The organism is Streptomyces sp. NPDC051907 (genome assembly GCF_040681075.1).
Taxonomy (GTDB): Bacteria; Actinomycetota; Actinomycetes; order Streptomycetales; family Streptomycetaceae; genus Streptomyces.
The window spans coordinates 40,272-66,441 of record NZ_JBFAYB010000046.1 but is presented as its reverse complement, the minus strand read 5'-3'; the positions used below and the strand labels follow the sequence as shown (position 1 = coordinate 66,441).

The window sequence follows — 26,170 nt, the reverse complement described above, 5'->3', positions numbered from 1 at the left end:
CGCGCCGGCAGGCCGCCGCGACCGCCGACGACGGGCGCGAGAGCGTCCGGCGGGGCGGGGCGACGGTGCGGGCTGCGGCGGTCATGGGGAAGGGTCAGCTCCGGCCGTGGCGCAGCGCGGGGTGGGCGCCCGCGGCGACCAGGTCGGCCACGGCCGACTTCGGGTCGCGGCCGGTGACCAGGGACTCGCCGACCAGGACGGCGTCCGCGCCGGCGTTGGCGTAGGCGATCAGGTCGTGCGGACCGCGCACCCCGGACTCGGCGATCTTGACGATATGGGCCGGGATCTCGGGAGCGAGCCGCTCGAAGGTGGACCGGTCGACCTTGAGCGTCTTGAGGTCGCGCGCGTTGACACCGATGATCTTGGCGCCGGCCTCGACGGCCCGCTCGACCTCGTCCTCGTCGTGGACCTCGACCAGCGGGGTCAGCCCGATCGACTCGGCGCGCTCGATCAGCGAGACCAGGGCCTCCTGCTCCAGGGCCGCGACGATCAGCAGCACCAGGTCGGCGCCGTACGCACGGGCCTCCCACAGCTGGTACGCGGTGACGACGAAGTCCTTGCGCAGCAGCGGGACGTCCACCCGGGCGCGGACGGCCTCCAGGTCCGCGAGCGAGCCGCCGAAGCGGCGCTCCTCCGTCAGCACGGAGATGACGGCGGCGCCGCCCGCCTCGTAGTCCGCGGCCAGTCCGGCCGGGTCGGCGATCGCGGCGAGCGCGCCCTTGGACGGGCTGGAGCGCTTGACCTCGCAGATCACCTGCACGCCTTCGCCGCGCAGTGCGGCGACGCCGTCTTTGGCCGCGGGAGCCTTGGCGGCGCGCTCCTTGAGCTCGTCGAGGCTGACGCGCGCCTGCCGCTCTGCGAGGTCGGCGCGTACGCCTTCGATGATCTCGTCGAGCACACTCACGCGAGCGGCCCCCTTCCGGGACGGTGACAAAGGTTCAGGATCAGCCATGTCGATGGTATCCGTACGAGGGCCCAGGACCCGCATCCGGTTGACGGCTGTCCCACTACCTGGGACTTCATGGCGCGAGGGCGGAGCCGAATGGAAGGTTCCGGACCACGCTGAAGATCAGCAGAACACCTCCGAGCGCCCACCACCACACGGGCGCGACCGCGACCCTCAGCGGCGCTCCCCGAACGGCGCGAATCAGCCACACGACCCACACCGCGGCGAAGACCCCGTAGCCGACGACGGCCATGGCGTTCGCGCCGAGGGCGGCGGGCAGGTCGCCGTGGACGAAGGCGTGGGCGCTGCGCAGTCCGCCGCAGCCCGGGCAGTAGATCCCGGTGATCCGCAGCAGGGGGCAGACCGGGTAGTGGCCCGGTTCGTTGGGGTCGACCGTGCCGACGTAGGCGAAGGCCGCCGCGACGCCGGCCAGCGTGGCCAGCGGCGCCGCCAGCCGGCGGGCGAGCGGGGCGGGCCCGAGCGCCTCGGACGGCGCGGGGGCGGGCTGCGCCGCTGCCGGCGGCGGTGCTGCTGAGGAAGGCGTCGCTTCGTCCACCTTGTGATTCTCCCCGTTCACGCGGAGAGGCGCAGCCCGGCCTCCGCCGGACTGCGCCTCGCACCGAAAAGCCGGACTGCGTCAGGAGGCCGCCTGCGCCTGGGCGGTCTGGGCGGTCTGGGAGGACTGCGCGGCGCGCGCCCTGGCCTGCACGTGGACCTCGGACTCCTTGGGCATGCCGAGGCCGGCGGCCTTCATGGCCATGCCGACGACGCCGCCGAGCAGGGTGACGGCCATGCCGGCCCAGAAGCCGAGGGGGTTGGCCGCCACCATGAAGACGCCTGCGATGCAGAAACCGATGATGACGATGGTGACGCCGGTCCAGGCGGCCGGGGTGTGTCCGTGGTTGCTGCCCGCCATGAATTCGCTCCTCGTTGCTGTCTGGGCTTGAGCTGACGCTCTATAGCTCTCGGTGTCGCTCCGTGCTGAGCCGCCTCGCGGTGTGCTGAGCCGGACGCTCGGCTGCCATTGTCCCGTACGCCGCGAAATGCTCCGTCCGGGGGTCGCCCTCAGGGCCCGCTGGTCGGGTCCTCGCCGCGGTCCAGGGCCTTCCACAGGTCCTCGGGGCGGTCCGGGTCCACGGGCGCGGCCTTGCGGGGCCGGGGGCGGCCGTCGCGCTCGTACCGGCCGGACATGGCGGGCCAGCTCTTGCCGTACCGCAGGGCCAGCAGCCCCGCGCAGAGGATGAGCAGGCCGCCGGCCAGGCTGACGTACGGCCAGGCGGTGTGGACGAGCGCGTCGACGGTGGCGGCCGTGTCGCCGGTGGTCTTCGCCGCCTGCGCGTCCAGGGCCGCGCTGTCGGAGGCCCCCAGGAAGGCGGCCAGGCCCGCTCCCGCGCCGCTCAGGGCGAGCAGGGCGGCGACGAGTAGCCGTCCCGCCCTGCGGACCGCGAAGAGCGCGACGAGGGCGGCCAGGCCGACGATGGCGAGCGCGGTGGGCACGCCGGTGACGTCGCTGCCCTGGGCGTCGAGGGCCACGCTTCCGCCGCCGACGGCCGCCGAGCCCTCGGCCCATACCTGTCCGGAGGCGAGCAGCACGACGGCCGCGCCGACCGCGCCGAGGAACAGGGCCGCGCCGAGGCTGCGGCGGCTGTCGGCCGCGGCGGAGGCGGCGCCGGATCGGGGCTGGGGTACCGGTACAGCAGTCACGGGTCCACTATCCCCTACCGGTCCGCACGGCTGTTCAGGCGGTTGGCCGTGTGGACCGCGCGGAGCACGGCCGCCGCCTTGTTGCGGCACTCGGTGTCCTCGGCGACCGGGTCGGAGTCCGCCACGACACCCGCTCCGGCCTGCACATACGCCGTTCCGTCGCGCAGCAGGGCGGTGCGGATGGCGATCGCGGTGTCGGAGTCGCCGGCGAAGTCGAGATAGCCGACGCAGCCGCCGTACAGTCCGCGCCGCGACGGCTCCAGCTCGTCGATGATCTGCATGGCGCGGGGCTTGGGCGCGCCCGAGAGGGTGCCTGCGGGGAAGCAGGCGGTGAGCACGTCGAAGGCGGTGCGGCCCGCGGCGACCTGCCCGGTCACCGTGGAGACGATGTGCATGACGTGGGAGTACCGCTCGATCGACATGAAGTCGACGACCTCGACGCTGCCGGGCTCGCAGACCCGGCCCAGGTCGTTGCGGCCGAGGTCGACCAGCATCAGATGCTCGGCGCGCTCCTTGGGGTCGGCCATCAGCTCCTCGGCGAGGGCCTGGTCCTCCTGCGGGGTCGCGCCGCGCGGGCGGGTGCCGGCGATCGGGTGGACCATGGCGCGCCCGTCCTCGACCTTGACCAGGGCCTCGGGGCTGGAGCCCACGACGTCGAAGCCGTCGAAGCGGAAGAGGTACATGTACGGGCTGGGGTTGGTGGCCCGCAGCACCCGGTAGACGTCCAGCGCACTGGCCGCGCACGGGGTCTCGAACCGCTGCGAGGGCACCACCTGGAAGGCCTCGCCCGCCCGGATCCGCTCCTTGATGTCCTCGACGGCGTCCTGGTAGGCCTCGCCGCCCCACAGCGCGGAGAACTCCGGCAGCTCGGAGGGCGGCAGCGCGGCGGGCGCGGAGGCCAGCGGGCGCGCGAGGTCGGCCTCCATGGCGTCGAGGCGGGCGACGGCCCCGGCGTACGCCTCGTCGATCCCGGTGTCGAGGTCGTTGTGGTTGATCGCGTTGGCGATCAGCAGGACCGTGCCGTCCCAGTGGTCGAGCACCGCGAGGTCCGAGGTGAGCAGCATGGTCAGCTCGGGGAGCCGCAGGTCGTCGTGGTCGCCCGGGCCGATCTTCTCCAGCCTGCGGACGATGTCGTAGCCGAGGTAGCCGACCATGCCGCCGGTGAAGGGCGGCATCCCGGCGGCGAGGTCGTGCGGGGTGTGCAGCGTCTCGACGGTGGCGCGCAGGGCCAGCAGCGGATCGCCGTCGACGGGGACGCCGACGGGCGGGGCGCCGAGCCAGTGCGCCTGGCCGTCGCGCTCGGTGAGGGTGGCGTCGGAGCGTACGCCGATGAAGGAGTAGCGCGACCAGGACCGGCCGTTCTCCGCGGATTCGAGGAGGAAGGTGCCGGGCCGCTCGGCGGCGAGCTTGCGGTAGAGCCCGACGGGGGTGTCGCCGTCCGCGAGCAGCTTGCGGCTGACGGGGATGACGCGACGGTCGGCGGCCAGCTTGCGGAAGGTCTCGAGATCCATGGCGGCTGACCTTACTGTCCGAGCGGCAGGACGTCGGCGTCGAAACAGGTCCGGTCGCCGGTGTGACAGGCGGCGCCCACCTGGTCGACCTTGACCAGGAGGGTGTCGCCGTCGCAGTCCAGGGCGACGGACTTGACGTGCTGGACGTGCCCGGAGGTGTCGCCCTTGACCCAGTACTCCTGGCGGCTGCGGGAGAAGTAGGTGCACCGGCCCGTGGTCAGGGTGCGGTGCAGCGCCTCGTCGTCCATCCAGCCGAGCATCAGCACCTCACCGGTGTCGTACTGCTGGGCGATGGCCGGAACGAGGCCGTCCGCGGTGCGCTTGAGGCGGGCGGCGACGGCGGGATCGAGCGGGGTGGCGGGGACACTGCTGGTCATACGGACATTGTGCCGTGCCCGAAGCGGCGGCAGGACGGAGCGTCCACTGGGCGGACCGCGGGTCGCCGCCGTACGCTGGCAGGCATGTCGACCCATGCGAAGCGTGAACGGCTACTGCTCGCCGACCTGTTGGAGACGGCGGGCCCGGAGGCCCCGACCCTGTGCGGGGACTGGACGACCCGCGACCTCGCCGCGCATGTGGTGGTGCGCGAGCGCCGGCCGGACGCCGCGGGCGGGATCGTGCTGCCGCTGCTCAAAGGCAGGCTGGAGCGGGTGCAGGCGGAATTCGCGGCGAAGCCGTACGAGGAGCTGGTCCAGCTGATCCGCACGGGACCGCCGCGGATGTCCCCGTACGGCATCAAGCAGCTCGACGAGGCGGCCAACACCGTCGAGTTCTATGTGCACGCCGAGGACGTGCGCCGGGCGCAGCCCGACTGGTCGCCGCGCGAGCTGGACCGGATCTTCGAGGACGCCCTGTGGTCGCGGCTGGAGAAGGCGGCCAGGCTGCTGGGGCGCAAGTCCCCGGTCGGCCTGGTGCTGCGCCGCCCCGACGGCCAGACGGCGGTCGCCCACCGCGGCACTCCGGTGGTGACAGTGACCGGGACGCCGGGCGAGCTGACCATGTTCGCGTTCGGCCGCCAGGACGCGGCGCATGTGGAGGTGGACGGCGACAAGGAGACGGTCGCCATGCTGTACGAGACCAAGCTCGGGATCTCGATGTAGCCGGGCGGGGTCCGGGCACGTGTCCGGGCCCCCTCGCGCCGTCAGCGCGGCAGCTCGGCGCCGCGGAGCGCCTTGGCGGACAGTCCGTACAGCGCTCCGGCCGCGCAGACGGCCGCGCTGACGACGAACACCGGCTCGGTGCCCCACAGCCCGACGGCCGCGCCCGTGACGGGGTAGCTGAGCGGTGCGAGGCCCAGGCTGAAGAAGGTCGCCACGGAGGTGACTCTGCCGAGGTAGGCGGGGTCGGTCTCCGTCTGCACGAGAGCGTTGCACAGCGCCCCGCTCAGCCCCGCGAGCAGCCCGATCGCGACGGCGACGGCCACCGCGGCCGCTATAGAGGTTGTGAAGGCGAGGGCGCCTATGGCCACCGCGCCCGAGGCCAGGGCGAGCCCCTGGACGAGTCCGGCGCGCGGCGTCCGGCCGCGCACGGCCAGCAGCAGAGAGGCCGCGCCCGACCCGGCCCCGAACCCGGCGAGGATCCAGCCCATGCCGGACGCGCCCCACCCGCGCTCGTCGGCGAGCAGGGCGAGGCCGACGTTGAGCGGCCCGACGAAGCCCAGGTCCGCGAGGGCGATGACGACCAGCAGCGGGGCGAGCACGCGGTGGCGCCGGATGTAGCGCAGCCCGTCGGCCAGGTCCCGCAGGGCGTTGGCCTTGGGCTTCGCAGCGTCGTCGGCGGCCGGCAGCGGGGCGGTCCGCACGGCGAGCAGCAGCGGCGCCGAGAGCGCGAAGAGCAGCCCGGCCGCCCCGAAGGCCGCGGCCGATCCCCCGAGGGCCACCGCGAGGCCGCCGAGCGGAGCGCCGACGACGGTGGCCATACGCGAGGCGAGGCCCCGCATGCCCTGGATCCTGGCGAGCTGGCCGGGCGGGGCGATCCGGGGCGGGAGGGCGCCCACGGCAGGCATGAAGACCGCGTCGAGTACGCCGAAGACCACCGCGACGAGGGCGAGCAGCCACAGGCCGGGGCTGGCGAGGAGCAGCAGGGCGGCCACGCCGAGGACGATCAGGGAGCGTGCGGCGTCAGTGGCGACGACCACGCGGCGCGGTCCGAGGCGGTCGACGAGCACTCCGCCGCCGAGCATCAGCAGGGCGCGCGGGACGGCGCTGACGGCGAGCACTGCGCCGGCCTGGGCGGGGCTGCCGTCGCGCAGGGCCGCCCAGGACAGGGCCAGGTAGTACATGGAGTCGCCGACGGCGGAGGCGGCGTAGGCACAGAGCCAGCGCAGGACGTTGGCGTCGCGATAGGCGGGGCGGTCGGCGGCTGGGGAGTGCGCGGAGGCGGGAGCGGAGGCGGCGGGGCTGTCCACGGCGGGCATGGGAGTCGGTCCTCTCGGCGTGCGCGGGGAGCGTGCGGGCATGGCGCGGCGGCCCATCGGGCGCGCGGGCGGGCATACGGGCATACGGACATGGCGCGGCGGCCCGTCGGGCGGGCGCGCGCACGGGACGGTTCAGCGGGCGGAGGCGTCAGCGGGGGCAGCGGGCGCGGGCCTGCCGGCTCTGGCGGCCGGTCAGTCGGCGCGGACTGTCCCTCGCGGCCCTCGCCTCGGCCCCGGACGGGTCAGCTGCAGGCCGGACAGGTCAGCTGCGGAAGGGGAAGCCGTACACATGCACGGCGACGTTCTCCCGGCCGGCCGTCTCGCCCGCCTCCTCAGCCGCGGCGCCGATCGCGCTGTACTTCTTGATCAGGTCGTGCATCTCGCGGCCCAGTTGGTCCAGCTCCTCGGCGGTGAGCCGCGGCAGGTACTCCGAGCTGAACGCGGCCCCCCGCCATGCGGGCTCCCAGGCGGACTGGGCGTCGAGGTAGCGGCGGTAGAGCTCGCCGCGCTGCTCGAAGGACATCCGGGTGACGGCCGTGTGCGCGGCGACCAGTTCGGGCGCGCCCCGGAAGTCCTCGTCCCGCATGGTCAGGCCCTGCGAGGCGACCTGCCACCAGCGCTCCCGGCCGTCCTCGCTCTGCCGCTCGGCCTCCTCGATGAGCCCGTGGTCGGCGAGCCTGCGCAGGTGGTAGCTGACGAGCGAGACGGCCTCGTCGACCTGCTCGGCGAGCTGGGACGCGGTGGCGGTCCGGGCGACGAACAGCCCTCGGTAGAGCCTCATGCGCAGGGGGTGGCCGAATGCCTTGAGGGTGTCGAGGTCGGCGATCCTGCGCGATTCGCTGTCTGCCATGGAGTCCACCGTAGATACACAAGAAAACTTGCGCAATCGAAATTGCGCAAGTTTCCCTGTGCTTTTCTGGCGCCGAAGAGCCCGATCGCGACGGCGACGGCCACCGCGGCCGCTATAGAGGTTGTGAAGGCGAGGGCGCCTATAGCCACCCCGCCCGAGCCCAGGGCGAGGCCCTGGACGAGTCCGGCGCGCGCCGTCCGGCCGCGTACCGCCAGCAGCAGGGAGGCCGCCCCCGACCCGACCCCGAACCCGGCGAGGACCCAGCCCATGCCGGACGCGCCCCACCCGCGCTCGTCGGCGAGCAGGGCTCTCGGTGTCAGCGGACCGGGTGGCCGGCCTCGCGGAGGGTGTCCTTGACCTGCGAGATCCGCAGATCGCCGAAGTGGAACACCGAGGCGGCGAGCACCGCGTCCGCGCCCGCGGCGATGGCCGGCGGGAAGTCCGCGAGGCGTCCCGCGCCGCCGGAGGCGATCACCGGGACCGTGACATGCCGGCGCACGGCCGCGATCATCTCGGTGTCGTAGCCGTCCTTGGTGCCGTCGGCGTCCATCGAGTTGAGCAGGATCTCGCCCGCGCCCAGCTCGGCGGCCCGGTGCGCCCACTCGACGGCGTCGACGCCGGTGCCCTGGCGGCCGCCGTGCGTGGTGACCTCGAAGCCCGAGGGCGTGCCCGCCTCGGTGCGCCGGGCGTCCACCGAGAGGACCAGCACCTGACGGCCGAAGCGCTCGGCGATCTCGCGGATGAGCTCCGGGCGGGCGATGGCCGCGGTGTTGACGCCGACCTTGTCGGCGCCGGCCCGCAGCAGCTTGTCGACGTCCTCGGCGGTGCGGACGCCGCCGCCGACCGTGAGCGGGATGAAGACCTGCTCGGCGGTGCGGCGCACCACGTCATAGGTCGTCTCGCGGTTGCCGGAGGAGGCGGTGATGTCGAGGAAGGTGAGCTCGTCCGCGCCTTCGGCGTCGTACAGCTTCGCCATCTCGACGGGGTCGCCCGCGTCGCGCAGATTCTGGAAGTTGACGCCCTTGACGACCCGTCCGTTGTCGACGTCCAGACAGGGGATGACTCGGACCGCGAGGGTCATGGCTGCGACGCTCCTCGGAATGCTTCTACTTCTACTTCGACCAGGATGCGCGGGTCGACGAACCCCTCGACCACGAGCAGGGTCGCGGCCGGCCGTACGGCGTCGAACGTCTCCTTGTGCGCCCGGCCGACGGCGTCGACGTCGCGCGCGTGGGTCAGATACATACGGGTGCGGATGACGGAGCCGGCGTCGAGGCCGAACTCCGCCAGCGCCTCCAGCGCGGTGCCGAACGCGACCTTGGCCTGCTCGTACGGGTCGCCCTCGCCGTACAGCACCGTGCCCTTGAAGGAGGTGGTGCCGGCCACGACCACGCGGTCCCCCGCGGCGACGGCGCGCGCGAAGCCGATGGAGTCCTCCCAGGGAGTCCCGCTCTGCACGCGCCGCACGTCGCTCATCGGGACACCGCCTCCAGTGCCTCCTCCAGCGTGAAGGCCTTGGCGTAGAGCGCCTTGCCGACGATCGCGCCCTCGACGCCCTCGGCGACCAGGCCGGCCAGCGCCCGCAGGTCGTCGAGCGAGGAGACGCCGCCGGAGGCGACGACGGGCTTGTCGGTGGCGGCGCAGACATTGCGCAGCAGCTCCAGGTTGGGTCCCTGGAGGGTGCCGTCCTTGGCGATGTCGGTGACGACGTAGCGGGAGCAGCCCTCGGAGTCGAGGCGGGCCAGCGTCTCGTACAGATCGCCGCCGTCGCGGGTCCAGCCGCGGCCGCGCAGCGTGGTGCCGCGTACGTCCAGACCGACCGCGATCTTGTCGCCGTGCTCGGCGATGATCTTGGCGACCCACTCGGGGGTCTCCAGCGCGGCGGTGCCCAGGTTGACCCGGGTGCAGCCGGTGGCCAGGGCCGCCGCGAGCGAGGCGTCGTCGCGGATGCCGCCCGACAGCTCGACCTTGATGTCCATGGCGCCGGCGACCTCGGCGATCAGCGCGCGGTTGTCGCCGGTGCCGAAGGCCGCGTCCAGGTCCACCAGGTGCAGCCACTCGGCGCCGGAGCGCTGCCAGGCGAGGGCGGCTTCCAGGGGCGAGCCGTAGGAGGTCTCCGTGCCGGACTCGCCGTGGACCAGGCGCACTGCCTGGCCGTCGCGGACGTCGACGGCGGGGAGGAGTTCTAGCTTCGGCAGTTCAGGCATTACAGCGTCTCAATCCAGTTGGTCAGCAGCTGGGCGCCGGCGTCGCCGGACTTCTCGGGGTGGAACTGCGTCGCCCACAGCGCGCCGTTCTCGACGGCGGCCACGAAGCGCTCGCCGTGCGTGGCCCAGGTGACCTGGGGCGCGCGCAGGGCGGGATTGGCGGTCTCGAGGTCCCAGTCGTGCACGGCGTAGGAGTGCACGAAGTAGAACCGGGCGCCGGCGTCGAGGCCGGCGAAGAGCTGGCTGTCGGCGGGCGCCTCGACGGTGTTCCAGCCCATGTGCGGGACGATCGGGGCCTTCAGCGGGCCGACCGTGCCGGGCCACTCGCCGAGGCCCTCGGTCTCCACGCCGTGCTCGATGCCGCGGCCGAAGAGGATCTGCATGCCGACGCAGATGCCCATGACCGGCCGTCCGCCGGCGAGCCTGCGGTCGACGATCCACTCGCCGCGAGCCTGCGCGAGGCCCTCCATGCACGCGGAGAACGCGCCGACGCCGGGCACGAGCAGCCCGTCGGCGTTCATCGCCGCGTCGAAGTCCCGGGTGATCTCCACGTCCGCGCCGACCCGGGCCAGGGCCCGCTCGGCGGAGCGGACGTTGCCGAATCCGTAGTCGAAGACGACGACCTTCTTGGCTGCGCTCATTCCCAGATCCCCTGAATCCGCAGGACGCCGGCGACCAGGCACATCACCGAGGCGATGGTGAGGAGCACGATCAGGCCCTTGGGCATCTGCTGCTTGGAGAAGGAGTACACACCGCCGGCGAGGAAGAGCCCGACGACGATGAGGATGGTGGAGAGGCCGGTCATGGGGTTAGAGGGCGCCCTTCGTGGAGGGGAGGATGCCGGCGGCGCGCGGGTCGCGCTCGGAGGCGTAGCGCAGCGCCCGGGCCAGGGCCTTGAACTGGCACTCCACGATGTGGTGCGCGTTGCGTCCGTACGGCACGTGGACGTGCAGCGCGATCTGGGCCTGGGCGACGAAGGACTCCAGTATGTGCCGCGTCATCGTCGTGTCGTACGCGCCGATCATCGGGGCCATGTTCTCGGGCTCGGTGTGCACGAGGTAGGGGCGGCCCGACAGGTCCACGGTGACCTGGGCGAGGGACTCGTCCAGGGGCACGGTGCAGTTGCCGAAGCGGTAGATGCCCACCTTGTCGCCGAGCGCCTGCTTGAAGGCGGCGCCGAGCGCGAGGGCGGTGTCCTCGATGGTGTGGTGGGAGTCGATGTGCAGATCGCCGTCGGTCTTGACGGTGAGGTCGAACAGACCGTGGCGGCCGAGCTGGTCGAGCATGTGGTCGTAGAAGCCGACGCCCGTGGCGACGTCGACCTTGCCGGTGCCGTCGAGGTCGATCTCGACGACGACGGAGGTCTCCTTGGTGGTGCGCTCGACTCTTCCTACGCGGCTCATGCGCTCTGCTCCTTCGGGGGCGTGGGGGTGTCCCCCACAAAACACTGCAACTGACGAACCGCGTCGAGGAACGCGTCGTTCTCTTCGGGCGTGCCGGCGGTGACCCGCAGCCAGCCCGGGACTCCGTTGTCGCGGACCAGAACGCCTCGGTCGAGGATCCGCTGCCACATCTCGTGGGCGCCGCCCTCGCCGGCGAAGTGCCCGAACTGCACGAAGTTGGCGTCGGACTCGGTGACTTCGTAGCCGATCGCCCGCAGCTCGGCGACCAGGCGGTCGCGCTCGGTCTTCAGCTGCTCGACATACCCGAGCAGCGTATCGGTGTGCTCCAGCGCGGCGAGCGCGGTGGCCTGGGTGACGGCCGAGAGGTGGTACGGCAGCCGTACCAGCTGGACGGCGTCGACCACGGCGGGGTGCGCGGCCAGATACCCCAGGCGCAGACCGGCCGCGCCGAAGGCCTTGGACATGGTGCGCGAGACCACCAGGTTCGGCCGGCCCTCGATCAGCGGCAGCAGCGAGGGGCGGTGGCTGAACTCGACGTACGCCTCGTCCACCACGACCAGCGACGGCTTGGCCGCCTGCGCCGCCTCGTACAGCGCGAGGACCGTCTCGGCCTCGACCGCGGTGCCCGTGGGGTTGTTGGGCGAGGTGACGAAGACGACGTCCGGCCGGTGCTCGGCGATGGCCGCCGTGGCGGCGGCGACGTCGATGGTGAAGTCGCTCGTGCGCGGCCCGGAGATCCAGCCGGTGCCGGTGCCCCGCGAGATCAGGCCGTGCATGGAGTACGAGGGCTCGAAGCCGATCGCGATCCGGCCCGGCCCGGCGAAGGTCTGCAGCAGTTGCTGGATGACCTCGTTGGAGCCGTTGGCCGCCCAGACGTTGGCGAGGGAGACCTCGTGTCCGCCGGTGCGGGTCAGATAGCGGGCCAGCTCGGTGCGGAGCTCGACCGCGTCCCGGTCGGGGTAGCGGTTGAGCTGCCGGGCCGCCTCGCGCACCCGCTCGGCGATGCGCTCGACCAGCGGCTCGGGCAGCGGGTAGGGGTTCTCGTTGGTGTTCAGGCGTACGGGCACGTCGAGTTGGGGGGCGCCGTACGGGGACTTGCCGCGCAGCTCGTCCCTGATGGGGAGGTCGTCGATACCGGTCACTTGCCCGGCGCCTTCCAGTCGAAGCGCGCCTTGAGGGCGGCCCCGTGCGCGGGCAGGTCCTCGGCCTCCGCCAGGGTCACCACATGGTGGGTGATCTCGGCGAGGGCGTCGCGTGTGTAGTCGACGATGTGGATGCCGCGCAGGAAGGACTGGACGGACAGGCCCGAGGAGTGGCAGGCGCAGCCGCCGGTGGGCAGCACATGGTTGGATCCGGCCGCGTAGTCGCCCAGGGAGACGGGGGACCACGGGCCGACGAACACGGCGCCCGCGTTGCGCACCCGGTCGGCCAGCTCGCGCGCGTCGCGGGTCTGGATCTCCAGGTGCTCGGCGCCGTAGGCGTTCACGACCGCGAGGCCGTCGTCGATGCTGTCGACGAGGACGATCGCGGACTGCTCGCCCCTCAGCGCGGGCTCGATCCGCTCCTCGCGGTGGCGGGCGACGGCGACCTGCTTCTCCAGCTCGACCACGACCCGGTCGGCGAGGTCCGCGCTGTCGGTGACCAGGACGGAGGCCGCGAGCGGGTCGTGCTCGGCCTGGCTGATCAGGTCGGACGCCACGTGGACCGGGTCGGCGGAGTCGTCGGCGAGGACGGCGATCTCGGTCGGTCCGGCCTCGGCGTCGATGCCGATCCTGCCGGTGAAGTAGCGCTTGGCGGCGGCCACCCAGATGTTGCCGGGGCCGGCCACCAGGTTCACCGGCTCGCAGGACTCGGTGCCGTACGCGAACATCGCGACGGCGGTGGCGCCGCCGGCCGCGTACACCTCGTCGATGCCGAGCAGGGCGCAGGCCGCCAGGATCGTGGGGTGCGGCAGGCCGCCGAATTCCTTCTGGGCCGGGGAGGCGAGCGCGATCGAGGGCACGCCGGCCTCCTGCGCCGGGACCGTGTCCATGATCACTGACGAGGGGTAGACGGCGCGGCCGCCGGGCGCGTACAGGCCGACGCGGTCGACCGGCACCCACTTCTCGGTGACGGTGCCGCCGGGCGCGACCTCGGTCACCTCGGTGGTGCGGCGCTGGGCGCGGTGGACGATCCTGGCGCGCCGGATCGACTCCTCCAGAGCGGCCCTGACCTCGGGGTCGAGCTTCTCCAGGGCCTCGTCTATGGCCGCCTGCGGCACGCGTACCCGCGTGAGCTGCACGCCGTCGAACCTCTGCGCGTACTCGATCAGCGCCGCGTCGCCGCGATGATGCACGTCCTCGCAGATGGGCCGCACCTTCTCCAGGGCGGCTTCCACGTCGAACTCGGCACGGGGCAGCAGGTCGCGCAGAGCGCCACCCTCGGGGAGGGCGTCGCCGCGCAGATCGATTCGGGAGATCACAGAGCCAATTCTCTCAGACCGCATCCGGCCGTCGGTCCTCCGTATCACTGGCTGATACACGGGGACGCCCCTGTCACCTCGCGTCACTCGCGCTACCGGAAGTTGACCATGACCACTAGCGTTCAGTCCGTTACTCAGCGGGAAGAACAGCTGTACGACAAGGAAGCGGAGGAGCGGCAGTGACCGAGCCGCTGGACGAAGGGCCTCCGGACGGGCTGAGCCCGACCGAGGTGCGCATGTGGAACGCCTTCAGGAACGGGAGCACGTACGACCTCAGCGACCCCAACCCCCTGCTGAACGATCCCTTCTCCCCCCGCCCCTGGGGCCCCGAGCGCAGCGTCCGCGCCTCCATCGTGGCGCGGCTGCTGCTGAGCGGGCCGAACGCGCTGCCGGGCCGGGTCGCGGCGCTCAAGCTGCGCGGGATCCAGATCACCGGGACGCTCAAGCTCGCGGGCGGCAGCATCGGACCGTACGTCGAGCTGAACGGCTGCCGTTTCGAGAACGAGCTCTTGATGCCCGAGGCGCACTTCACGACCGTACGGATGGTCGGCTGCGCGATCCCCCGCATCGAGGCGGCCCGGCTGCGCACGGAGGGCGATCTGCATCTGCCGCGCTGCCGGGTCGAGCACGGCATCCGGCTGACCGACGCGCAGATCGGCACGGACCTGTTGATCAACCAGATCCATGTGCGGCCGGACCGCCGGGGCCGGGCGATCACCGCGGACGGCATGTCGGTGGCGCAGGACTTACAGGCCGAACTGATCGAGACGTACGGCGAGTTCAGTCTGCGCGGCGCGAAGATCGGGGTCTCGCTGAGCCTGCGCGGCAGCCGGCTGCGGGCGGCGGCCGAGCGCCGGGCGCTCAACGCCCCGCAGCTGAGCGTGGAGCGCACGCTCTATATGACGGGCGCGTGGGTGATCGAGTCGACGGGCAACCAGGGCGCGACTCCCCCGTTCGGCATCGGGGCGGTGGCGACGCCCGCGCGCGGCACCCGGCTCCAGCGCTTCGAGTGCCATGGCGGGGTGCGGCTGGACGACGGGCGGTTCGGCGACGCGGTCGACCTGAACGGGGCGCGGTTCGCGCTCAGCGCGCGCGAGGAGCTGTCGCTGCGCCGGATCGCGACGCCGGAGCTGCGGTTCAACGCGGAGCGCCCGGAGGAGGGGCGCGTCGTGCTGAACGGCGCGCGGGTGGTGACGCTGATCGACCTGGCGGCGAGCTGGCCGGGCCCGGGCGGTCTGGCGATGGGCGGCTTCGTCTACGAGAACCTCGTGCCGTACGCGGAGTTCCCGCTCTCCCGCCGGCTGGAGTGGGTGGCATCGGCGACCCCGGAGTACTCCCCGGAGCCCTACGAGCGCCTGGCGACCGTGCTGCGCAACAGCGGCGAGGACGCGGACGCCCGGGAGGTGCTGCTCGCCAAGCAGCGCAGGCGGCGCGAGACGCTGCCGCTGGCGGCGAAGCTGTGGGGCTACCTCCAGGACTGGACGGTGGCGTACGGCTACCGGCCGGGGCGGGCGGCGCTGTGGATGGCGGTGCTGTGGGCGGCGGGGGCGGCGGCCTTCGCTACGGTGGAGCCGCCGGCGATCAAGGCTGATGAGCATCCGCGGTGGAACGCCGCGCTGTACGCCCTGGACCTGCTGCTGCCGGTGATCAATCTCGGCCAGGACGGGTACTGGCGGATGGAGGGCAGATGGCAGTGGGCCTCGGCCGCGCTGATCCTGCTCGGGTGGATCCTTGCGACCACAGTGGCCGCTGGGGCGTCACGCCTTCTACGGCGCGGCTGAGTCACTTTCTTTACGCTCTCTTGACTTCCGCCAGGACAACCATTCCGCCGCTACGAAAGTTTCACAGCTGGCCCCTGGCGCGCCTTTTGACCTGCGGTTTTCAATGGTCCGCACCATGTCATTGCTGACCGCCCTGATCCGCACCGCGCGCATGATCCGTCATACGCCGCAGCTCGCAGACGGCCTGCCGGCCGACGAGCTCGTGCTGCTCGACGCCCCCGACGAGCGGCTGGGCCCCGCACTCGTCGCGGCGGCGGTCGGCGAGTGGGAGCCGGCGGCGAAGCTGCTGGCCACCACGCGCGAGGGCGCGGAGTGGGAGAACCGCGACCGCTATGTCACGCGGCTGGCGGCCTTCGCCCACAACCGCGACGAGTGGCTCTCCAGCTGGCTCGGCGCGGCCCCGCGCGATCCGGACGCGCTCGTCGTCAAGGCGCAGCTCGCGGTCCGCAAGGCCTGGGAGTCGCCGGCGCGCGCCGAGCGGCTGCGCGAGGTCGGGCCGCTGATCGACGCGGCGGCGGACAGCGAGCCGGGCGACCCGGTGCCGTGGCGGATCTCGCTGGACCACGCGCGCGGCACGCATGCGACGCACTCCGCGTTCGAGGCGCTGTGGGAGCAGGCGGTGCAGCGCTCCTCGCACCACTACGGCTGCCATGTGGCGGCGCTCCAGTACCTGTCGGCGCAGTGGTACGGCTCGCACCGCGAGTGCTTCGACTTCGCCGAGCAGGCGGCGCAGGACGCGCTGCCGGGCTCGCTGGTGCAGGCGCTGCCGGTGCGGGCGGCGTTCGCGCAGCTGCTGACCGGCGAGGGCCGCACCTCCGTGCAGGACGACCGGATCGACGCGGCGGCGGACCTGGCGATCACGCTCTCCTCGGACTACGCGGCCGGGGACCCGTGGCCGGCCGAGGTGCGCAATGTGCTGGCGTACGTCCTGGTGGCCAGGGGCCGCTGGGCGCCGGCGCTGGAGCAGTTCCGGCTGGTCGGCCCGTATGCGACGTCCTTTCCGTGGACGTACTCCTCCGACGATCCGCTGGGCCAGTTCCTCGACGCGAGGGACGGCGTACGGATCCAGATCGCCTCGGCGACGCCGCTGCGGGGACGTTCGGGGGGACGGGTAGGCGGGAGGGCCGGACGCGGCGGGTCCGCGGACCATTAGTCTTGACCGTTGTGACCCCAGCACGTCTCCCCCTCTTCCCGCTGAACTCGGTTCTGTTCCCGGGCCTCGTCCTGCCCTTGAACGTCTTCGAGGAGCGCTACCGCGCCATGATGCGCGAGCTGTTGAAGACGGACGAGTCCGAGCCGCGCCGGTTCGCCGTGGTCGCCATCCGCGACGGCCGCGAGGTCGCGCCGACCGCGCCCGGCCTGCCCGACCCGACCGCGCTGCCCGAACGCGGCCCGGCGGCGGGCTTCGGACCGGACCCGATCCAGTCCTTCCACCGGGTGGGCTGCATCGCCGACGCGGCGACGATCCGCGAGCGCCCGGACGGCAGCTTCGAGGTGCTGGCCACGGGCACGACACGGGTCAAACTGCTCTCGGTCGACGCGAGCGGCCCCTATCTGACGGCGGAGCTCGAGGAGATCCCGGAGGAGGTCGGGGACGGCGCGGGCGCGCTGGCGGAGGGAGTGCTGCGGGCGTTCCGCAGCTACCAGAAGCGGCTGGCGGGCGCGCGCGAGCGGTCGCTGTCCTCGGGTGCGGATCTGCCGGACGAGCCGTCGGTGGTGTCGTACCTGGTGGCCGCGGCGGCGGTGCTGGACACCCCGGCGAAGCAGCGGCTGCTCCAGGCGCCGGACACGGCGACGCGGCTGCGGGAGGAGCTGACCCTGCTGCGCTCCGAGACGGCCGTGATCCGCCATCTGCCCTCCCTGCCCGCGGTCGACCTGACCCGGGCCCCGACGAGCCCCAACTGACGGGAGCAGCCAGAGGTGGCGAAGAAGCCGAAGAAGTCCGGCGGAACTCCGGCGACGGTCGCGCTGACCGCGGCGGGCACGGACTTCACCGTCCACGCCTACGACCACGACCCCTCGTCCCCGTCGTACGGCGAGGAGGCGGCCCAGGCGCTCGGCGTCTCCCCCGCCCGGGTCTTCAAGACGCTGGTCGCGGACGTGGACGGCGAGCTGACGGTGGCGGTCGTCCCGGTCGCGGGCCAACTCGACCTCAAGGCGCTGGCCGCGGCGGTCGGCGGCAAGCGCGCGACGATGGCGGACCCGGCGGCGGCGGAGCGGACGACGGGCTACGTGCGGGGCGGAATCTCCCCGCTGGGCCAGCGCCGACGACTGCGCACGGTCCTGGACGCGTCGGCGACGGACCACCCCACGATCTGCGTCTCGGCGGGCCGCCGCGGCCTGGAGGTCGAGCTGTCCCCTCAGGACCTGACGTCGCTCACCTCGGCGGTGCTGGCCTCGATCGGCCGCGCGTAGGGGCTCGACGGGCGGGGCGTCGTCGGCTACGACCATAGGAACAGCCGGCGAGGCGAGAGGACGCGTCCATGTCCAAACGAACCCGCAAGCGCAAGTGGCGCATCCGCAAACACCGCGCCAACCACGGCCACCGCCCGGCGTGATCCTGGGGGCTCTGCCCCCATCCCCCACCTCCAGCCCCGCGGGCGTTTGAGGCGCGCCTTCAGCCCCGCCGACGCTTGAGGCGCACATCCAGCCTCGCCGGCGCTTGAGGCGATCCCAGCCCCGCCGGCGCTTGAGGCGCACCTTCAGCCCCGCCGGCGTTTGAGGCGCGGGGTCCGGGGCAGCGCCCCGCGGGCAGCCCGCACAGGGGACGCCGCCCTAGACCTCGGGCGCTCCACGTCCTCAAACGCCGGACGGGCTGAAATGGTCGGGCCGCGGGGTTCGGGGCAGCGCCCCGCGGGGAGGCCGTGCTCGCGTAAGGACCGCTACCGGAGGTCGAGGTTCTCCGGGTCCGGGTCGCGGGGGGTGAAGGCTGCCGTCAGGGCCAGATGAACGACCATCGCCGCCACCGGCCAAGCCAACAGCACCCCCCACGCCTCCAGCTTCAGATACGCGTCGAAGGCGACCCCCACCCCCGCCTCCCGTGCCAGCGCCTCCACGTCCTGGGAGGGGCCGAGCCAGACGCCCGTGCCCCAGGCCAGCAGGGAGCCGAGCACGCCGCCCACCGCCAGCGCCACCACCAGCGGCACGCCCCCTCGCCTGCGCCACCAGAAGACCGCCGCCGCCGTCACCGCGCCGAAGCCGAGCGCCAGCAGGGCGAACGTTCCGTCCGCGCCCACCGCCTCCTCGCCCTCGGTGTCCTTGAGGAAGACCGCCTCGCCGTTGGAGACCAGCGGCACCCGCGGCGCCAGCCACAGCCACAGCAGGCCCAGCGCCACGCCCAGCACGGTCACGACCGCCACGACCACGGCAGAGTCCCGCAGCTCCTTCTTCAGCTCCGGGTCTAGGCCGCGGGACGCGCCCTTCGCGTACTCGGGCACGGAATCCGTCGGCGGCGACTGCCAGGGGTCGTCGTTCGAAGGCGGCTGGTGCGGCGGTGTCAGCGGTGCGGTCACACGGCCATCGTGCCAGGCCCGCCCGACGGGTGCCTCACCGGACCGCCGCCCGCCGGTACGCCCACGTCGCGACGGTCAGCGAGACGACCCCCACAGCCGCGCAGACCGCGAGATCGAGACCGACGACCGACCAGTTCGGATGGGCGTCGAAGCTCCTGGCCAGCGCTTCCACGCCGTACGTCGACGGCAGCAGGTCACGCGCGTACGACACCGGCCCCGGCAGCCGGTCCGCCGGCAGCACCCCCAGCAGCAGCGCCGCGGACATGCCCAACTGGCCGAGCAGCGTGGCGAGTTCCTGCCGTGGTGCGAGCAGCCCCAGCGCCGCGCCCAGCCCCGCCAGCGCCGCGCCCGAGAGCGGGATCACCGCGGCCAGCACCCATAGATGCGTCAGCGGCAGCTGGAACAGGACGCTGCCCGCGACCGCCGTGACGATCGTGCCGGGCACGGTGAAGGAGGCGTACGCGCCGGCCGCCCCGAGCACCACCGCCGCCGGCGGCACCGGCAGGGTCGCGTAGTGGTCGAGGCCGCCGCTGGCCCGCAGCTGTCCGAAGTACTGGGCGAGCAGGTTCAGCGCGACGAAGGCGACGACCAGGACGCTCGACCCGGCCACCACGGCCCGCGCCTCCGCGCCGCCGTCGACGACGCCCCGCATCAGGACCATGATCCCGACGGACTGGAAGGTCGCCACGAAGAGCAGCGGAATCCGGGCGACCCGCGCCCGCGACAGCTGCGCGCGGTACACGGCGCCGAGCGCCGGCAGCAGCCGCGCTCGCGGCGCGAGCGGGGCGGCGGTCTCGGCCGCCGCCGCGCTTGGAACCCTGGCCTTCTTCCCCGACACTGCCTCCGCGGGCACAATGCTCACGCCTTGACCAGCCCCTTCGTCGCGTTCCCGCCGAGTGCCAAGTACACGTCCTCCAGGCTGGGCGTGGCCAGAGTGAAGTCGTCGAGCGCCGCGAACGCCGCGCCGCCCGTCACCGCGCCGACCGCCGCGCGCGCCTCGTCCGGCGCGAGTCTGAGCACCCACTTGCGCCCGGACTCCTGCGCCGAGGGCCGCAGCGCGGCGACCTCGGGCACGTCCAGCGGCGCACGCTCGCGCCAGACCAGCTCCACGCGCACCTCGCCGGCGACGCGCTCCTTCAGCCCGGAGGGGGTGTCGCAGGCGATGACACGGCCTCGCTCCAGCACGGCGACCCGGTCCAGGACCGTCTCCGCCTCGATGACGTTATGGGTGACGAGCAGCACGGTCGCGCCGTTCTCGGCCCGTCGCCGGTCCACCGCGGCCCACACCGCGCGCCGCGCGACGGGGTCCATGCCGGTGGTCGGCTCGTCCAGCACCAGCACCGGGCGCTCTCCCACCAGCGTGGCCGCGAAGCAGGCGAGCCGGCGCTGCCCGCCGGACAGCTTCTTCATGGGGCGCGCGGCGAGCTCGCTCAGCCCGAGCTCCTCCAGGACCGCGTCGCGCTCGGCGCGCGCGTCGCGCGTGGTGAGCCCGCGCAGCCGTCCCGTGGTCTCCGCGGCGAGCGAGACGGTCAGCTCGTCGAGGGCGGTGGACTCCTGCCCGAGGTAGCCGATGAGCCGGGAGGCGCGCTCCGGGTGGCGTACGAGATCGTGGCCGAGCACCTCGACGCTGCCCGCGTCGGGCCGCATCAGACCGGTGAGCTGTCGTACGAGGGTGGACTTGCCCGCGCCGTTGGGTCCGAGCAGCCCGAAGATCTCGCCGCGCCGGACCAGGAGGGAGATCCCGTCGGTGGCGCGGACCTCGGGTGTCCCGGGCGCACCCCGTCTGCCGCGCGCGGCGGGGTACGTCTTGACCAGATCCCGCACCACGCACACCGTACTCACGAGGTACGAGACTACGGGGTCCGGCCGCCTCGGATGCCCTCGGGCCCCGTCTGCTCCCCGGCGGGGGTGTGCTCGGCGGCGGCCCGTACGTCGATCTCGCGCCAGAATCCGGCGCGGATCGCATAGCGGTCGTGCTCGTCGATCTGGTCGTCCTTGTGGGCGAGCAGACCGAACCGCGCCGCGTACCGCAGCAGTTCGCCGTCGATGCGGTGCGGGATGCGCGGGTAGAGGGTGGACAGCTTCGGGACATGGCCGGCTTCGGGGAGCCGTTCCATCCAGCGGCGGGCGAAGACCTGCCCGACCTCGAAGGGGTCGCCGCCGACCGTGGTGATGTCCTCCTCGCGGTCGGCCCAGCGCTGCTCGGCGCTGGTGAGCTGGGCGAGGGTGGGCAGCGAGGCGGTCTCGGCCGGCTCGCCCAGCGCCCCCGAGCCGCTGCCGGGGCGCTCGACCCAGCCCTTGTCGGAGGACCAGCGCAGGGTGGCGTTCGCGGGGTGGGGCGCGGGGGTCGCGCCGGGGGCGCGCAGCGAGGCCAGGTCCTTGGGGGTGGGCACGCCCTTGGGCGCGGCGGGGGCGGCGGCGGGCTCCGCGCCGTTCTCCGCGGCCGGCTGCGGCGTTCCGTTGCGCACGGCCTCGGCGGCCCGCTCCTGCGAGGCGGCGAGCGCCGACTCGGGCAGGGGCGCGGAGAGGATCGCGGCGATCTCGGGGCGGGGGGCCGGCGGCGGGGCGCAGATTCCGGTGAGCTCCTTGGCGCGCACGGCGCGGGTGATCCAGGCCCGGTCCAGCACCCGCCGCTCGTCGGCCTCGGCGACGAGGTCCTCGGACTGGTTGTAGTCCCCGTCGGCGGCCTGCACGGCCCACAGGTGGACGGCGACGCCGTGCTCCTTGGCGGACATCAGTCCGGGCAGCAGGTCTCCGTCGCCCGTCACCAGCACGACGTCGGAGCAGGCGCGATTTCTGGCCAGTTCGGTGAGCTCGGCGTGCATGGCCGCGTCGACGCCCTTCTGCGCCCAGCGGCCGTCGCTGCGGGTCAGCGCGCCGAGCCGGACGGTCACACGCGGCATGACCCGCAGCCGGCGGTGCTCCGGCTGGGGCACCCGGTCGGGGGCGCCGTCGAACCAGTAGATGCGCAGCAGCGGGCGTTCGGTGTCGGTTTCGGCTAGTTCGCGCAATCCCTGGATGAGGGCGGCGTGGTCGACGGTGATCCGGGAACGCGCCGGTTCTCCGGCGAGCAGGCTGGCGGCGGCGCCCAGGAGATATCCGGCGTCCACCAGGACGACGCAGCGGTCCACGCGTTCCACCCTCTTTCAGGAACTTCGGGATCGGGGAAGGTTCCGGATCGGGGATTGTTCCGGGTTTCCTTCGAGTCTGCCCGACCTCGCGGAGGTTAACGGCCGGAACTCGATCATCGGCGTGGCGGATCGAGCCTTCCGGGCCGTACCAACTGCCCGTTACTCACTGCAATGATCCGAAATGCGGCAGTACGCTTCGTATGTGAATCTGGTCGCGGCCCTGGCCCCGAGAAACTCCACAGGAGGCATCACCATGGCCAAGAACAAGAATCGCAAGCAGGGCGGTCAGCAGCAGGCCCGCTCGGCCGCGGAGCGCGGCAGCGAGCAGGCCAAGTCCACCGCCTACGAGCACCAGACTCAGCCCCAGACCCAGGCGCAGGGCAGCCCGGCGGATGTCGCCCGTAAGCACCAGCGGCGCTTCGGCCACAACTGATCACGCACAACTGATCACGCCGTAAAGCCGGAAGGCATTAAAGCCTTAAGGCCCGCAAAGCCGTAGGACAGCCGCGAGGGGCGCACCCGTGACGACGGGCGCGCCCCTTTGCGTCGCGTACGGCGCGGCGAGTTCGCGTCACATACTGCGCCGCGAGGCCGCGTGCGCTCTCAGCCGGCCAGGCAGGACGGGCCGAGCAGCACCTTCAGATCGCCGAAGAGCGCCGGATCGGGCTGTACACGGTGCCGGTCCAAGCGCAGCACCGTGGTCTTGCGCGGGCCCTGGAGCTTGATCCGGACCTCGGTGTTCCCCTTGTGGTGGCTGAGGATCTCGCCGAGCCTGGTGACCATCGGCGGGGTGACCTTCACCGTCGGAATGGTGACGATCACCGGGGCGTTGGCGCCGGCCGAGGAGAGGTCGGGGACCATCAGCTCCATGGCGACCAGCCGCGGAACGTCCTCACGCTTGTCGAGCCGTCCCTTGACGAACACCACGGTGTCCTCGACGAGCTGCGTCGAGACCAGCTGGTACGTCGCCGGGAAGAACATGCACTCGATGGAGCCCGCCAGGTCCTCGACGGTGGCGATGGCCCAGGCGTTGCCCTGCTTGGTCATCTTGCGCTGGAGGCCGGAGATGATGCCGCCGATGGTCACGACCGCGCCGTCGGCGTGCTCGCCGCCGGTGAGCTGGGAGATCGCCGCGTCCGTCTTGTCGGACAGGACGTGCTCGATGCCGAAGAGCGGGTGGTCGGAGACGTACAGACCGAGCATCTCGCGCTCCTGGGCGAGCAGATAGGACTTGTCCCACTCGATGTCGGAGAACTCGACGTCGAGTCCGAAGCCCGGCTCGTCGGCGGTCTCCTCGCCCATGCCGCCGAAGAGGTCGAACTGCCCCTCGGCCTCCTTGCGCTTGACCGCGACGACGTTGTCGATCATCGGCTCGTGGTGGGCGACCAGGCCCTTGCGGGTGTGGCCCATCTCGTCGAAGGCGCCGGCCTTGATCAGCGACTCGACGGTCCGCTTGTTGCAGACGACGGCCTCGACCTTGTCGAGGAAGTCGGGGAACGAGCTGTACTTCCCCTTGGCCTTGCGGCACCTGATGATCGACTCGACGACGTTCTGGCCGACGTTGCGCACGGCGGTGAGGCCGAAGAGGATCACGTCGTCGCCCTGGGCGGCGAAGTTCGACTGGGACTCGTTGACGTTGGGCGGGAGCACCTTGATGCCCATGCGCCGGCACTCGTTGAGATAGACGGCCGACTTGTCCTTGTCGTCCTTGACCGAGGTCAGCAGTCCGGCCATGTACTCGGCGGGGTGGTTGGCCTTGAGGTAGGCCGTCCAGTAGGAGACCAGTCCGTACGCGGCGGAGTGCGCCTTGTTGAAGGCGTAGCCGGCGAACGGGACCAGCACGTCCCACAGCGCCTGGATGGCCTCGTCGCTGAAGCCCTTGTCCCGGGCGCCCTTCTGGAAGAGGACGAAGTTCTTCGCCAGCTCGTCGGGCTTCTTCTTGCCCATCACGCGGCGGAGGATGTCGGCCTCGCCGAGGGAGTACCCGGCGATGATCTGGGCGGCCTTCTGCACCTGCTCCTGGTAGACGATCAGGCCGTGGGTGACGTCCAGGACCTCCCTGAGCGGCTCCTCCAGCTCCGGGTGGATCGGCGTGATCTCCTGCTGCTTGTTCTTGCGCAGCGCGTAGTTCGTATGGGAGTTCATGCCCATCGGGCCCGGGCGGTACAGGGCCGACACGGCGGAGATGTCTTCGAAGTTGTCGGGCTTCATCAGCCGCAGCAGCGAGCGCATGGGGCCGCCGTCGAACTGGAAGACGCCGAGGGTCTCACCGCGCTGGAGCAGCTCGAAGGTGGCCGGATCGTCCAGCGGCAGCGCCAGCAGGTCGAGGTCGATGCCCTTGTTGGCCTTCACCATCTTGACGGCGTCGTCCATGATGGTCAGGTTCCGCAGGCCCAGGAAGTCCATCTTCAGCAGGCCGAGCGACTCGCACTGGGGGTAGTCCCACTGCGTGATGGTCACCCCGTCCGTGTGCCGCACCCAGATCGGGGCGTGGTCGACGATCGGCTCGCTGGACATGATCACGCCGGCCGCGTGCACGCCCATCTGCCGGACCAGGCCCTCGACGCCGCGGGCGGTGTCGATGACCTTCTTCACGTCGGGCTCGTTCTCGTACATCGCCCGGATCTCGCCCGCCTCGCTGTAGCGGGGGTGCGAGGGGTCGGTGATGCCGTTGAGGTCGATGCCCTTGCCGAGGACGTCGGCGGGCATCGCCTTGGTGAGGCGGTCGCCCATGGCGTACGGATAGCCGAGGACCCGGGCCGAGTCCTTGATCGCGTTCTTCGCCTTGATCTTGCCGTACGTCCCGATCATGGCGACCTTGTCGGCGCCGTACTTCTCGGTCACATAACGGATCACCTCGACGCGCCGACGCTCGTCGAAGTCGATGTCGACGTCGGGCATGGAGACGCGCTCGGGGTTGAGGAAGCGCTCGAAGATCAGGCCGTGCGGGATGGGGTCGAGGTCGGTGATGCCCATGGCGTACGCCACGATCGAGCCGGCCGCGGAGCCTCGGCCGGGGCCGACCGCGATGCCCTGCTTCTTGGCCCACATGATGAAGTCGGCGACGACGAGGAAGTACCCCGGGAAGCCCATCGAGATGATGACGTCCATCTCGTACTCGGCCTGCTTCTGGCGGTCCTCGGGGACGCTGCCGGCGAAGCGGCGCTCCATCCCGAGCCGGACCTCCTCGCGGAACCAGGTGACCTCGGTGAAGCCGTCCGGGATGTCGAACTTCGGCATGAGGTTCTTCGCCTCGAACATGCCGGAGGGGTCGATCTGCTCGGCGACCAGGAGGGTGTTGGCGCAGCCCTCCTGCCAGGCGTCCGAGGAGTCCACGGCGTACATCTCGTCCGTCGACTTCAGGTAGTAGCCGGTGCCGTCGAACCGGAAGCGGTCCGGGTCCGAGAGGTTCTTGCCGGTCTGGATGCAGAGCAGGGCGTCGTGCGCGGTGGCCTCGTGCGCGTACGTGTAGTGCGAGTCGTTGGTGACCAGCGGGGGGATGCCGAGCTTCTTGCCGATCTCGAGCAGCCCGTCGCGGACCCGGCGCTCGATCTCGATGCCGTGGTCCATCAGCTCCAGGAAGTACCGGTCCTTGCCGAAGATGTCCTGGTACTCGGAGGCGGCCTTCAGGGCCTCGTCGAACTGGCCGAGGCGCAGCCGGGTCTGGAGCTCGCCCGAGGGGCAGCCGGTGGAGGCGATCAGGCCCTCGGACCACTGGGCGATGGTCTCCTTGTCCATGCGCGGCCACTTCTGCAGCCAGCCCTCGGCGTACGCGTCGGAGGAGAGCCGGAAGAGGTTGTGCAGACCCGTGCTGTTCGCCGCCCAGATCGTCTTGTGGGTGTAGCCGCCGGAGCCGGAGACGTCGTCCCGCTTCTGGTGCGGCTGGCCCCACTGGATCTTCCGCTTGTTCCGCCGGGACTCCGGGGCGACGTACGCCTCGATGCCGATGATCGGGGTGACCCCGGCCTTCTTCGCCGTGTGGAAGAAGTCGTACGCGCCGTGCAGGTTTCCGTGGTCGGACATGGCGATATGCGTCATGCCCATCTCATTGCAGGCGTCGAACATGTCCTTGAGCCGCGCGGCACCGTCCAGCAGGGAGTACTGCGTGTGCACGTGAAGGTGCGTGAAGGGCGGCTTGGTCACGGTGGGAGGCCTCCGGCTGACAGTCTGGGCGGACAGCCTGGAAGTCTACGTCTTGGCACTGACACCCGACGGGCACTCGCACGTACCTTCATGCGTTGACCGACG

General features: G+C 72.1%; 27 protein-coding genes and 1 pseudogene. 6 read left to right on the top strand and 22 right to left on the bottom strand.

What is annotated here, in order from left to right:
- Positions 1-94 precede the first annotated feature (94 nt).
- The 6 genes from trpC to hisI all read right to left on the bottom strand — a co-directional run bounded on the left by trpC (position 95) and on the right by hisI (position 4,538).
- Positions 95-904, bottom strand: coding sequence for an indole-3-glycerol phosphate synthase TrpC (gene trpC, locus AB0M39_RS23340; RefSeq protein WP_365367358.1), 810 nt, complete (start codon positions 902-904; stop codon positions 95-97).
- A 115-nt stretch (positions 905-1,019) separates the two neighbouring features.
- Complete coding sequence (locus AB0M39_RS23335; RefSeq protein ID WP_365367356.1) at positions 1,020-1,502, bottom strand: DUF2752 domain-containing protein; 483 nt, start codon at positions 1,500-1,502, stop codon at positions 1,020-1,022.
- A gap of 81 nt (positions 1,503-1,583) precedes the next feature.
- Positions 1,584-1,862, bottom strand: a complete 279-nt coding sequence (locus tag AB0M39_RS23330) for an HGxxPAAW family protein (protein WP_365367354.1) — start codon at positions 1,860-1,862, stop codon at positions 1,584-1,586.
- Positions 1,863-2,011: 149 nt separating this feature from the next.
- The gene (locus AB0M39_RS23325; protein WP_365367352.1) at positions 2,012-2,650 is read right to left on the bottom strand and encodes a TIGR02234 family membrane protein; all 639 of its coding nucleotides are present in this window, start codon (positions 2,648-2,650) and stop codon (positions 2,012-2,014) included.
- A 14-nt stretch (positions 2,651-2,664) separates the two neighbouring features.
- A complete protein-coding gene (locus tag AB0M39_RS23320; RefSeq protein ID WP_365367350.1) occupies positions 2,665-4,161 on the bottom strand; it encodes an anthranilate synthase component I in 1,497 nt (498 codons plus the stop codon).
- 11 nt (positions 4,162-4,172) lie between these two features.
- Positions 4,173-4,538, bottom strand: coding sequence for a phosphoribosyl-AMP cyclohydrolase (gene hisI, locus AB0M39_RS23315; RefSeq protein WP_365367348.1), 366 nt, complete (start codon positions 4,536-4,538; stop codon positions 4,173-4,175).
- An 84-nt stretch (positions 4,539-4,622) separates the two neighbouring features.
- Between hisI and AB0M39_RS23310 the strand changes: the two genes are divergently transcribed.
- Complete coding sequence (locus AB0M39_RS23310) at positions 4,623-5,261, top strand: TIGR03085 family metal-binding protein (protein ID WP_365367346.1); 639 nt, start codon at positions 4,623-4,625, stop codon at positions 5,259-5,261.
- A 41-nt stretch (positions 5,262-5,302) separates the two neighbouring features.
- Here AB0M39_RS23310 and AB0M39_RS23305 read toward each other — a convergent pair whose 3' ends face one another.
- From AB0M39_RS23305 to hisD, 11 genes and pseudogenes are all read right to left on the bottom strand, one after another.
- Positions 5,303-6,577, bottom strand: coding sequence for an MFS transporter (locus tag AB0M39_RS23305; protein WP_365367344.1), 1,275 nt, complete (start codon positions 6,575-6,577; stop codon positions 5,303-5,305).
- Between the two features lie 262 nt (positions 6,578-6,839).
- Positions 6,840-7,427, bottom strand: coding sequence for a helix-turn-helix domain-containing protein (locus AB0M39_RS23300; RefSeq protein WP_365367342.1), 588 nt, complete (start codon positions 7,425-7,427; stop codon positions 6,840-6,842).
- A 77-nt stretch (positions 7,428-7,504) separates the two neighbouring features.
- Positions 7,505-7,732: pseudogene (locus AB0M39_RS23295) on the bottom strand (MFS transporter); the annotation flags it as partial.
- Positions 7,733-7,743: 11 nt separating this feature from the next.
- Positions 7,744-8,508: an imidazole glycerol phosphate synthase subunit HisF gene (hisF, locus tag AB0M39_RS23290; protein ID WP_365367340.1), complete on the bottom strand. Its 765-nt coding sequence runs from the start codon at positions 8,506-8,508 to the stop codon at positions 7,744-7,746.
- Positions 8,505-8,903: a RidA family protein gene (locus tag AB0M39_RS23285; RefSeq protein ID WP_365367338.1), complete on the bottom strand. Its 399-nt coding sequence runs from the start codon at positions 8,901-8,903 to the stop codon at positions 8,505-8,507. The genes hisF and AB0M39_RS23285 overlap by 4 nt, the downstream gene beginning before the upstream one ends.
- Positions 8,900-9,625 (bottom strand): bifunctional 1-(5-phosphoribosyl)-5-((5-phosphoribosylamino)methylideneamino)imidazole-4-carboxamide isomerase/phosphoribosylanthranilate isomerase PriA, encoded by a 726-nt coding sequence (gene priA, locus AB0M39_RS23280; RefSeq protein ID WP_365367364.1) that lies wholly within the window; start codon positions 9,623-9,625, stop codon positions 8,900-8,902. Before priA ends, AB0M39_RS23285 begins: the two co-directional genes overlap by 4 nt.
- Before the next feature lie 8 nt (positions 9,626-9,633).
- Entirely contained in the window at positions 9,634-10,281 is a 648-nt protein-coding gene (gene hisH, locus AB0M39_RS23275) for an imidazole glycerol phosphate synthase subunit HisH (protein WP_365367362.1), read from the bottom strand.
- The gene (locus AB0M39_RS23270) at positions 10,272-10,439 is read right to left on the bottom strand and encodes a hypothetical protein (RefSeq protein WP_365367336.1); all 168 of its coding nucleotides are present in this window, start codon (positions 10,437-10,439) and stop codon (positions 10,272-10,274) included. The genes hisH and AB0M39_RS23270 overlap by 10 nt, the downstream gene beginning before the upstream one ends.
- A 4-nt stretch (positions 10,440-10,443) precedes the next feature.
- Complete coding sequence (hisB, locus tag AB0M39_RS23265; RefSeq protein WP_138055870.1) at positions 10,444-11,037, bottom strand: imidazoleglycerol-phosphate dehydratase HisB; 594 nt, start codon at positions 11,035-11,037, stop codon at positions 10,444-10,446.
- On the bottom strand, positions 11,034-12,179 hold the full coding sequence (locus tag AB0M39_RS23260) for a histidinol-phosphate transaminase (protein ID WP_365367334.1): 1,146 nt from the start codon (positions 12,177-12,179) through the stop codon (positions 11,034-11,036). The genes hisB and AB0M39_RS23260 overlap by 4 nt, the downstream gene beginning before the upstream one ends.
- On the bottom strand, positions 12,176-13,498 hold the full coding sequence (hisD, locus tag AB0M39_RS23255) for a histidinol dehydrogenase (RefSeq protein ID WP_365367332.1): 1,323 nt from the start codon (positions 13,496-13,498) through the stop codon (positions 12,176-12,178). The genes AB0M39_RS23260 and hisD overlap by 4 nt, the downstream gene beginning before the upstream one ends.
- Before the next feature lie 179 nt (positions 13,499-13,677).
- Here hisD and AB0M39_RS23250 point away from each other — a divergent pair, with 179 nt between their 5' ends.
- From AB0M39_RS23250 to ybaK, 4 genes are all read left to right on the top strand, one after another.
- On the top strand, positions 13,678-15,279 hold the full coding sequence (locus AB0M39_RS23250; RefSeq protein WP_365367330.1) for an oxidoreductase: 1,602 nt from the start codon (positions 13,678-13,680) through the stop codon (positions 15,277-15,279).
- Positions 15,280-15,382: 103 nt separating this feature from the next.
- Positions 15,383-16,432, top strand: a complete 1,050-nt coding sequence (locus AB0M39_RS23245; RefSeq protein WP_365367328.1) for a hypothetical protein — start codon at positions 15,383-15,385, stop codon at positions 16,430-16,432.
- A gap of 11 nt (positions 16,433-16,443) precedes the next feature.
- Positions 16,444-17,184 carry an LON peptidase substrate-binding domain-containing protein gene (locus tag AB0M39_RS23240; RefSeq protein WP_365367326.1) on the top strand — a complete coding sequence of 247 codons (741 nt, stop codon included), beginning with the start codon at positions 16,444-16,446 and terminating at the stop codon, positions 17,182-17,184.
- Between the two features lie 15 nt (positions 17,185-17,199).
- Complete coding sequence (ybaK, locus tag AB0M39_RS23235) at positions 17,200-17,694, top strand: Cys-tRNA(Pro) deacylase (RefSeq protein ID WP_365367324.1); 495 nt, start codon at positions 17,200-17,202, stop codon at positions 17,692-17,694.
- A gap of 467 nt (positions 17,695-18,161) precedes the next feature.
- On the opposite strand, the gene AB0M39_RS23230 is transcribed toward ybaK, so the two are convergent.
- Genes AB0M39_RS23230 through AB0M39_RS23215 form a run of 4 tightly spaced genes read right to left on the bottom strand, consistent with a single transcriptional unit; the run spans position 18,162 to position 21,922 of the window.
- Positions 18,162-18,791, bottom strand: coding sequence for a hypothetical protein (locus AB0M39_RS23230; protein WP_365367322.1), 630 nt, complete (start codon positions 18,789-18,791; stop codon positions 18,162-18,164).
- A 34-nt stretch (positions 18,792-18,825) separates the two neighbouring features.
- A complete protein-coding gene (locus AB0M39_RS23225; protein WP_365367320.1) occupies positions 18,826-19,653 on the bottom strand; it encodes an ABC transporter permease in 828 nt (275 codons plus the stop codon).
- Positions 19,650-20,624, bottom strand: coding sequence for an ABC transporter ATP-binding protein (locus AB0M39_RS23220; RefSeq protein ID WP_365367360.1), 975 nt, complete (start codon positions 20,622-20,624; stop codon positions 19,650-19,652). Before AB0M39_RS23220 ends, AB0M39_RS23225 begins: the two co-directional genes overlap by 4 nt.
- Before the next feature lie 20 nt (positions 20,625-20,644).
- A complete protein-coding gene (locus AB0M39_RS23215) occupies positions 20,645-21,922 on the bottom strand; it encodes an NYN domain-containing protein (RefSeq protein ID WP_365367317.1) in 1,278 nt (425 codons plus the stop codon).
- A gap of 253 nt (positions 21,923-22,175) precedes the next feature.
- On the opposite strand from AB0M39_RS23215, the gene AB0M39_RS23210 reads away from it, so the two are divergent.
- Positions 22,176-22,355 (top strand): hypothetical protein, encoded by a 180-nt coding sequence (locus AB0M39_RS23210; RefSeq protein ID WP_365367315.1) that lies wholly within the window; start codon positions 22,176-22,178, stop codon positions 22,353-22,355.
- A gap of 170 nt (positions 22,356-22,525) precedes the next feature.
- Here AB0M39_RS23210 and dnaE read toward each other — a convergent pair whose 3' ends face one another.
- Positions 22,526-26,065 carry a DNA polymerase III subunit alpha gene (gene dnaE, locus AB0M39_RS23205; protein WP_365367312.1) on the bottom strand — a complete coding sequence of 1,180 codons (3,540 nt, stop codon included), beginning with the start codon at positions 26,063-26,065 and terminating at the stop codon, positions 22,526-22,528.
- Positions 26,066-26,170 lie beyond the last annotated feature (105 nt).

What these genes read in the sequence shown, in the direction of transcription:
- AB0M39_RS23330 (WP_365367354.1), bottom strand. Translation starts at nt 1,862, where the DNA reads ATGGCGGGCAGCAACCACGGACACACCCCGGCCGCCTGGACCGGCGTC.
- AB0M39_RS23320 (WP_365367350.1), bottom strand. Translation starts at nt 4,161, where the DNA reads ATGGATCTCGAGACCTTCCGCAAGCTGGCCGCCGACCGTCGCGTCATC.
- hisI (WP_365367348.1), bottom strand. Translation starts at nt 4,538, where the DNA reads ATGACCAGCAGTGTCCCCGCCACCCCGCTCGATCCCGCCGTCGCCGCC.
- AB0M39_RS23310 (WP_365367346.1), top strand. Translation starts at nt 4,623, where the DNA reads ATGTCGACCCATGCGAAGCGTGAACGGCTACTGCTCGCCGACCTGTTG.
- AB0M39_RS23305 (WP_365367344.1), bottom strand. Translation starts at nt 6,577, where the DNA reads ATGCCCGCCGTGGACAGCCCCGCCGCCTCCGCTCCCGCCTCCGCGCAC.
- AB0M39_RS23300 (WP_365367342.1), bottom strand. Translation starts at nt 7,427, where the DNA reads ATGGCAGACAGCGAATCGCGCAGGATCGCCGACCTCGACACCCTCAAG.
- hisF (WP_365367340.1), bottom strand. Translation starts at nt 8,508, where the DNA reads ATGACCCTCGCGGTCCGAGTCATCCCCTGTCTGGACGTCGACAACGGA.
- AB0M39_RS23285 (WP_365367338.1), bottom strand. Translation starts at nt 8,903, where the DNA reads ATGAGCGACGTGCGGCGCGTGCAGAGCGGGACTCCCTGGGAGGACTCC.
- AB0M39_RS23270 (WP_365367336.1), bottom strand. Translation starts at nt 10,439, where the DNA reads ATGACCGGCCTCTCCACCATCCTCATCGTCGTCGGGCTCTTCCTCGCC.
- hisB (WP_138055870.1), bottom strand. Translation starts at nt 11,037, where the DNA reads ATGAGCCGCGTAGGAAGAGTCGAGCGCACCACCAAGGAGACCTCCGTC.
- AB0M39_RS23245 (WP_365367328.1), top strand. Translation starts at nt 15,383, where the DNA reads ATGGTCCGCACCATGTCATTGCTGACCGCCCTGATCCGCACCGCGCGC.
- AB0M39_RS23210 (WP_365367315.1), top strand. Translation starts at nt 22,176, where the DNA reads ATGGCCAAGAACAAGAATCGCAAGCAGGGCGGTCAGCAGCAGGCCCGC.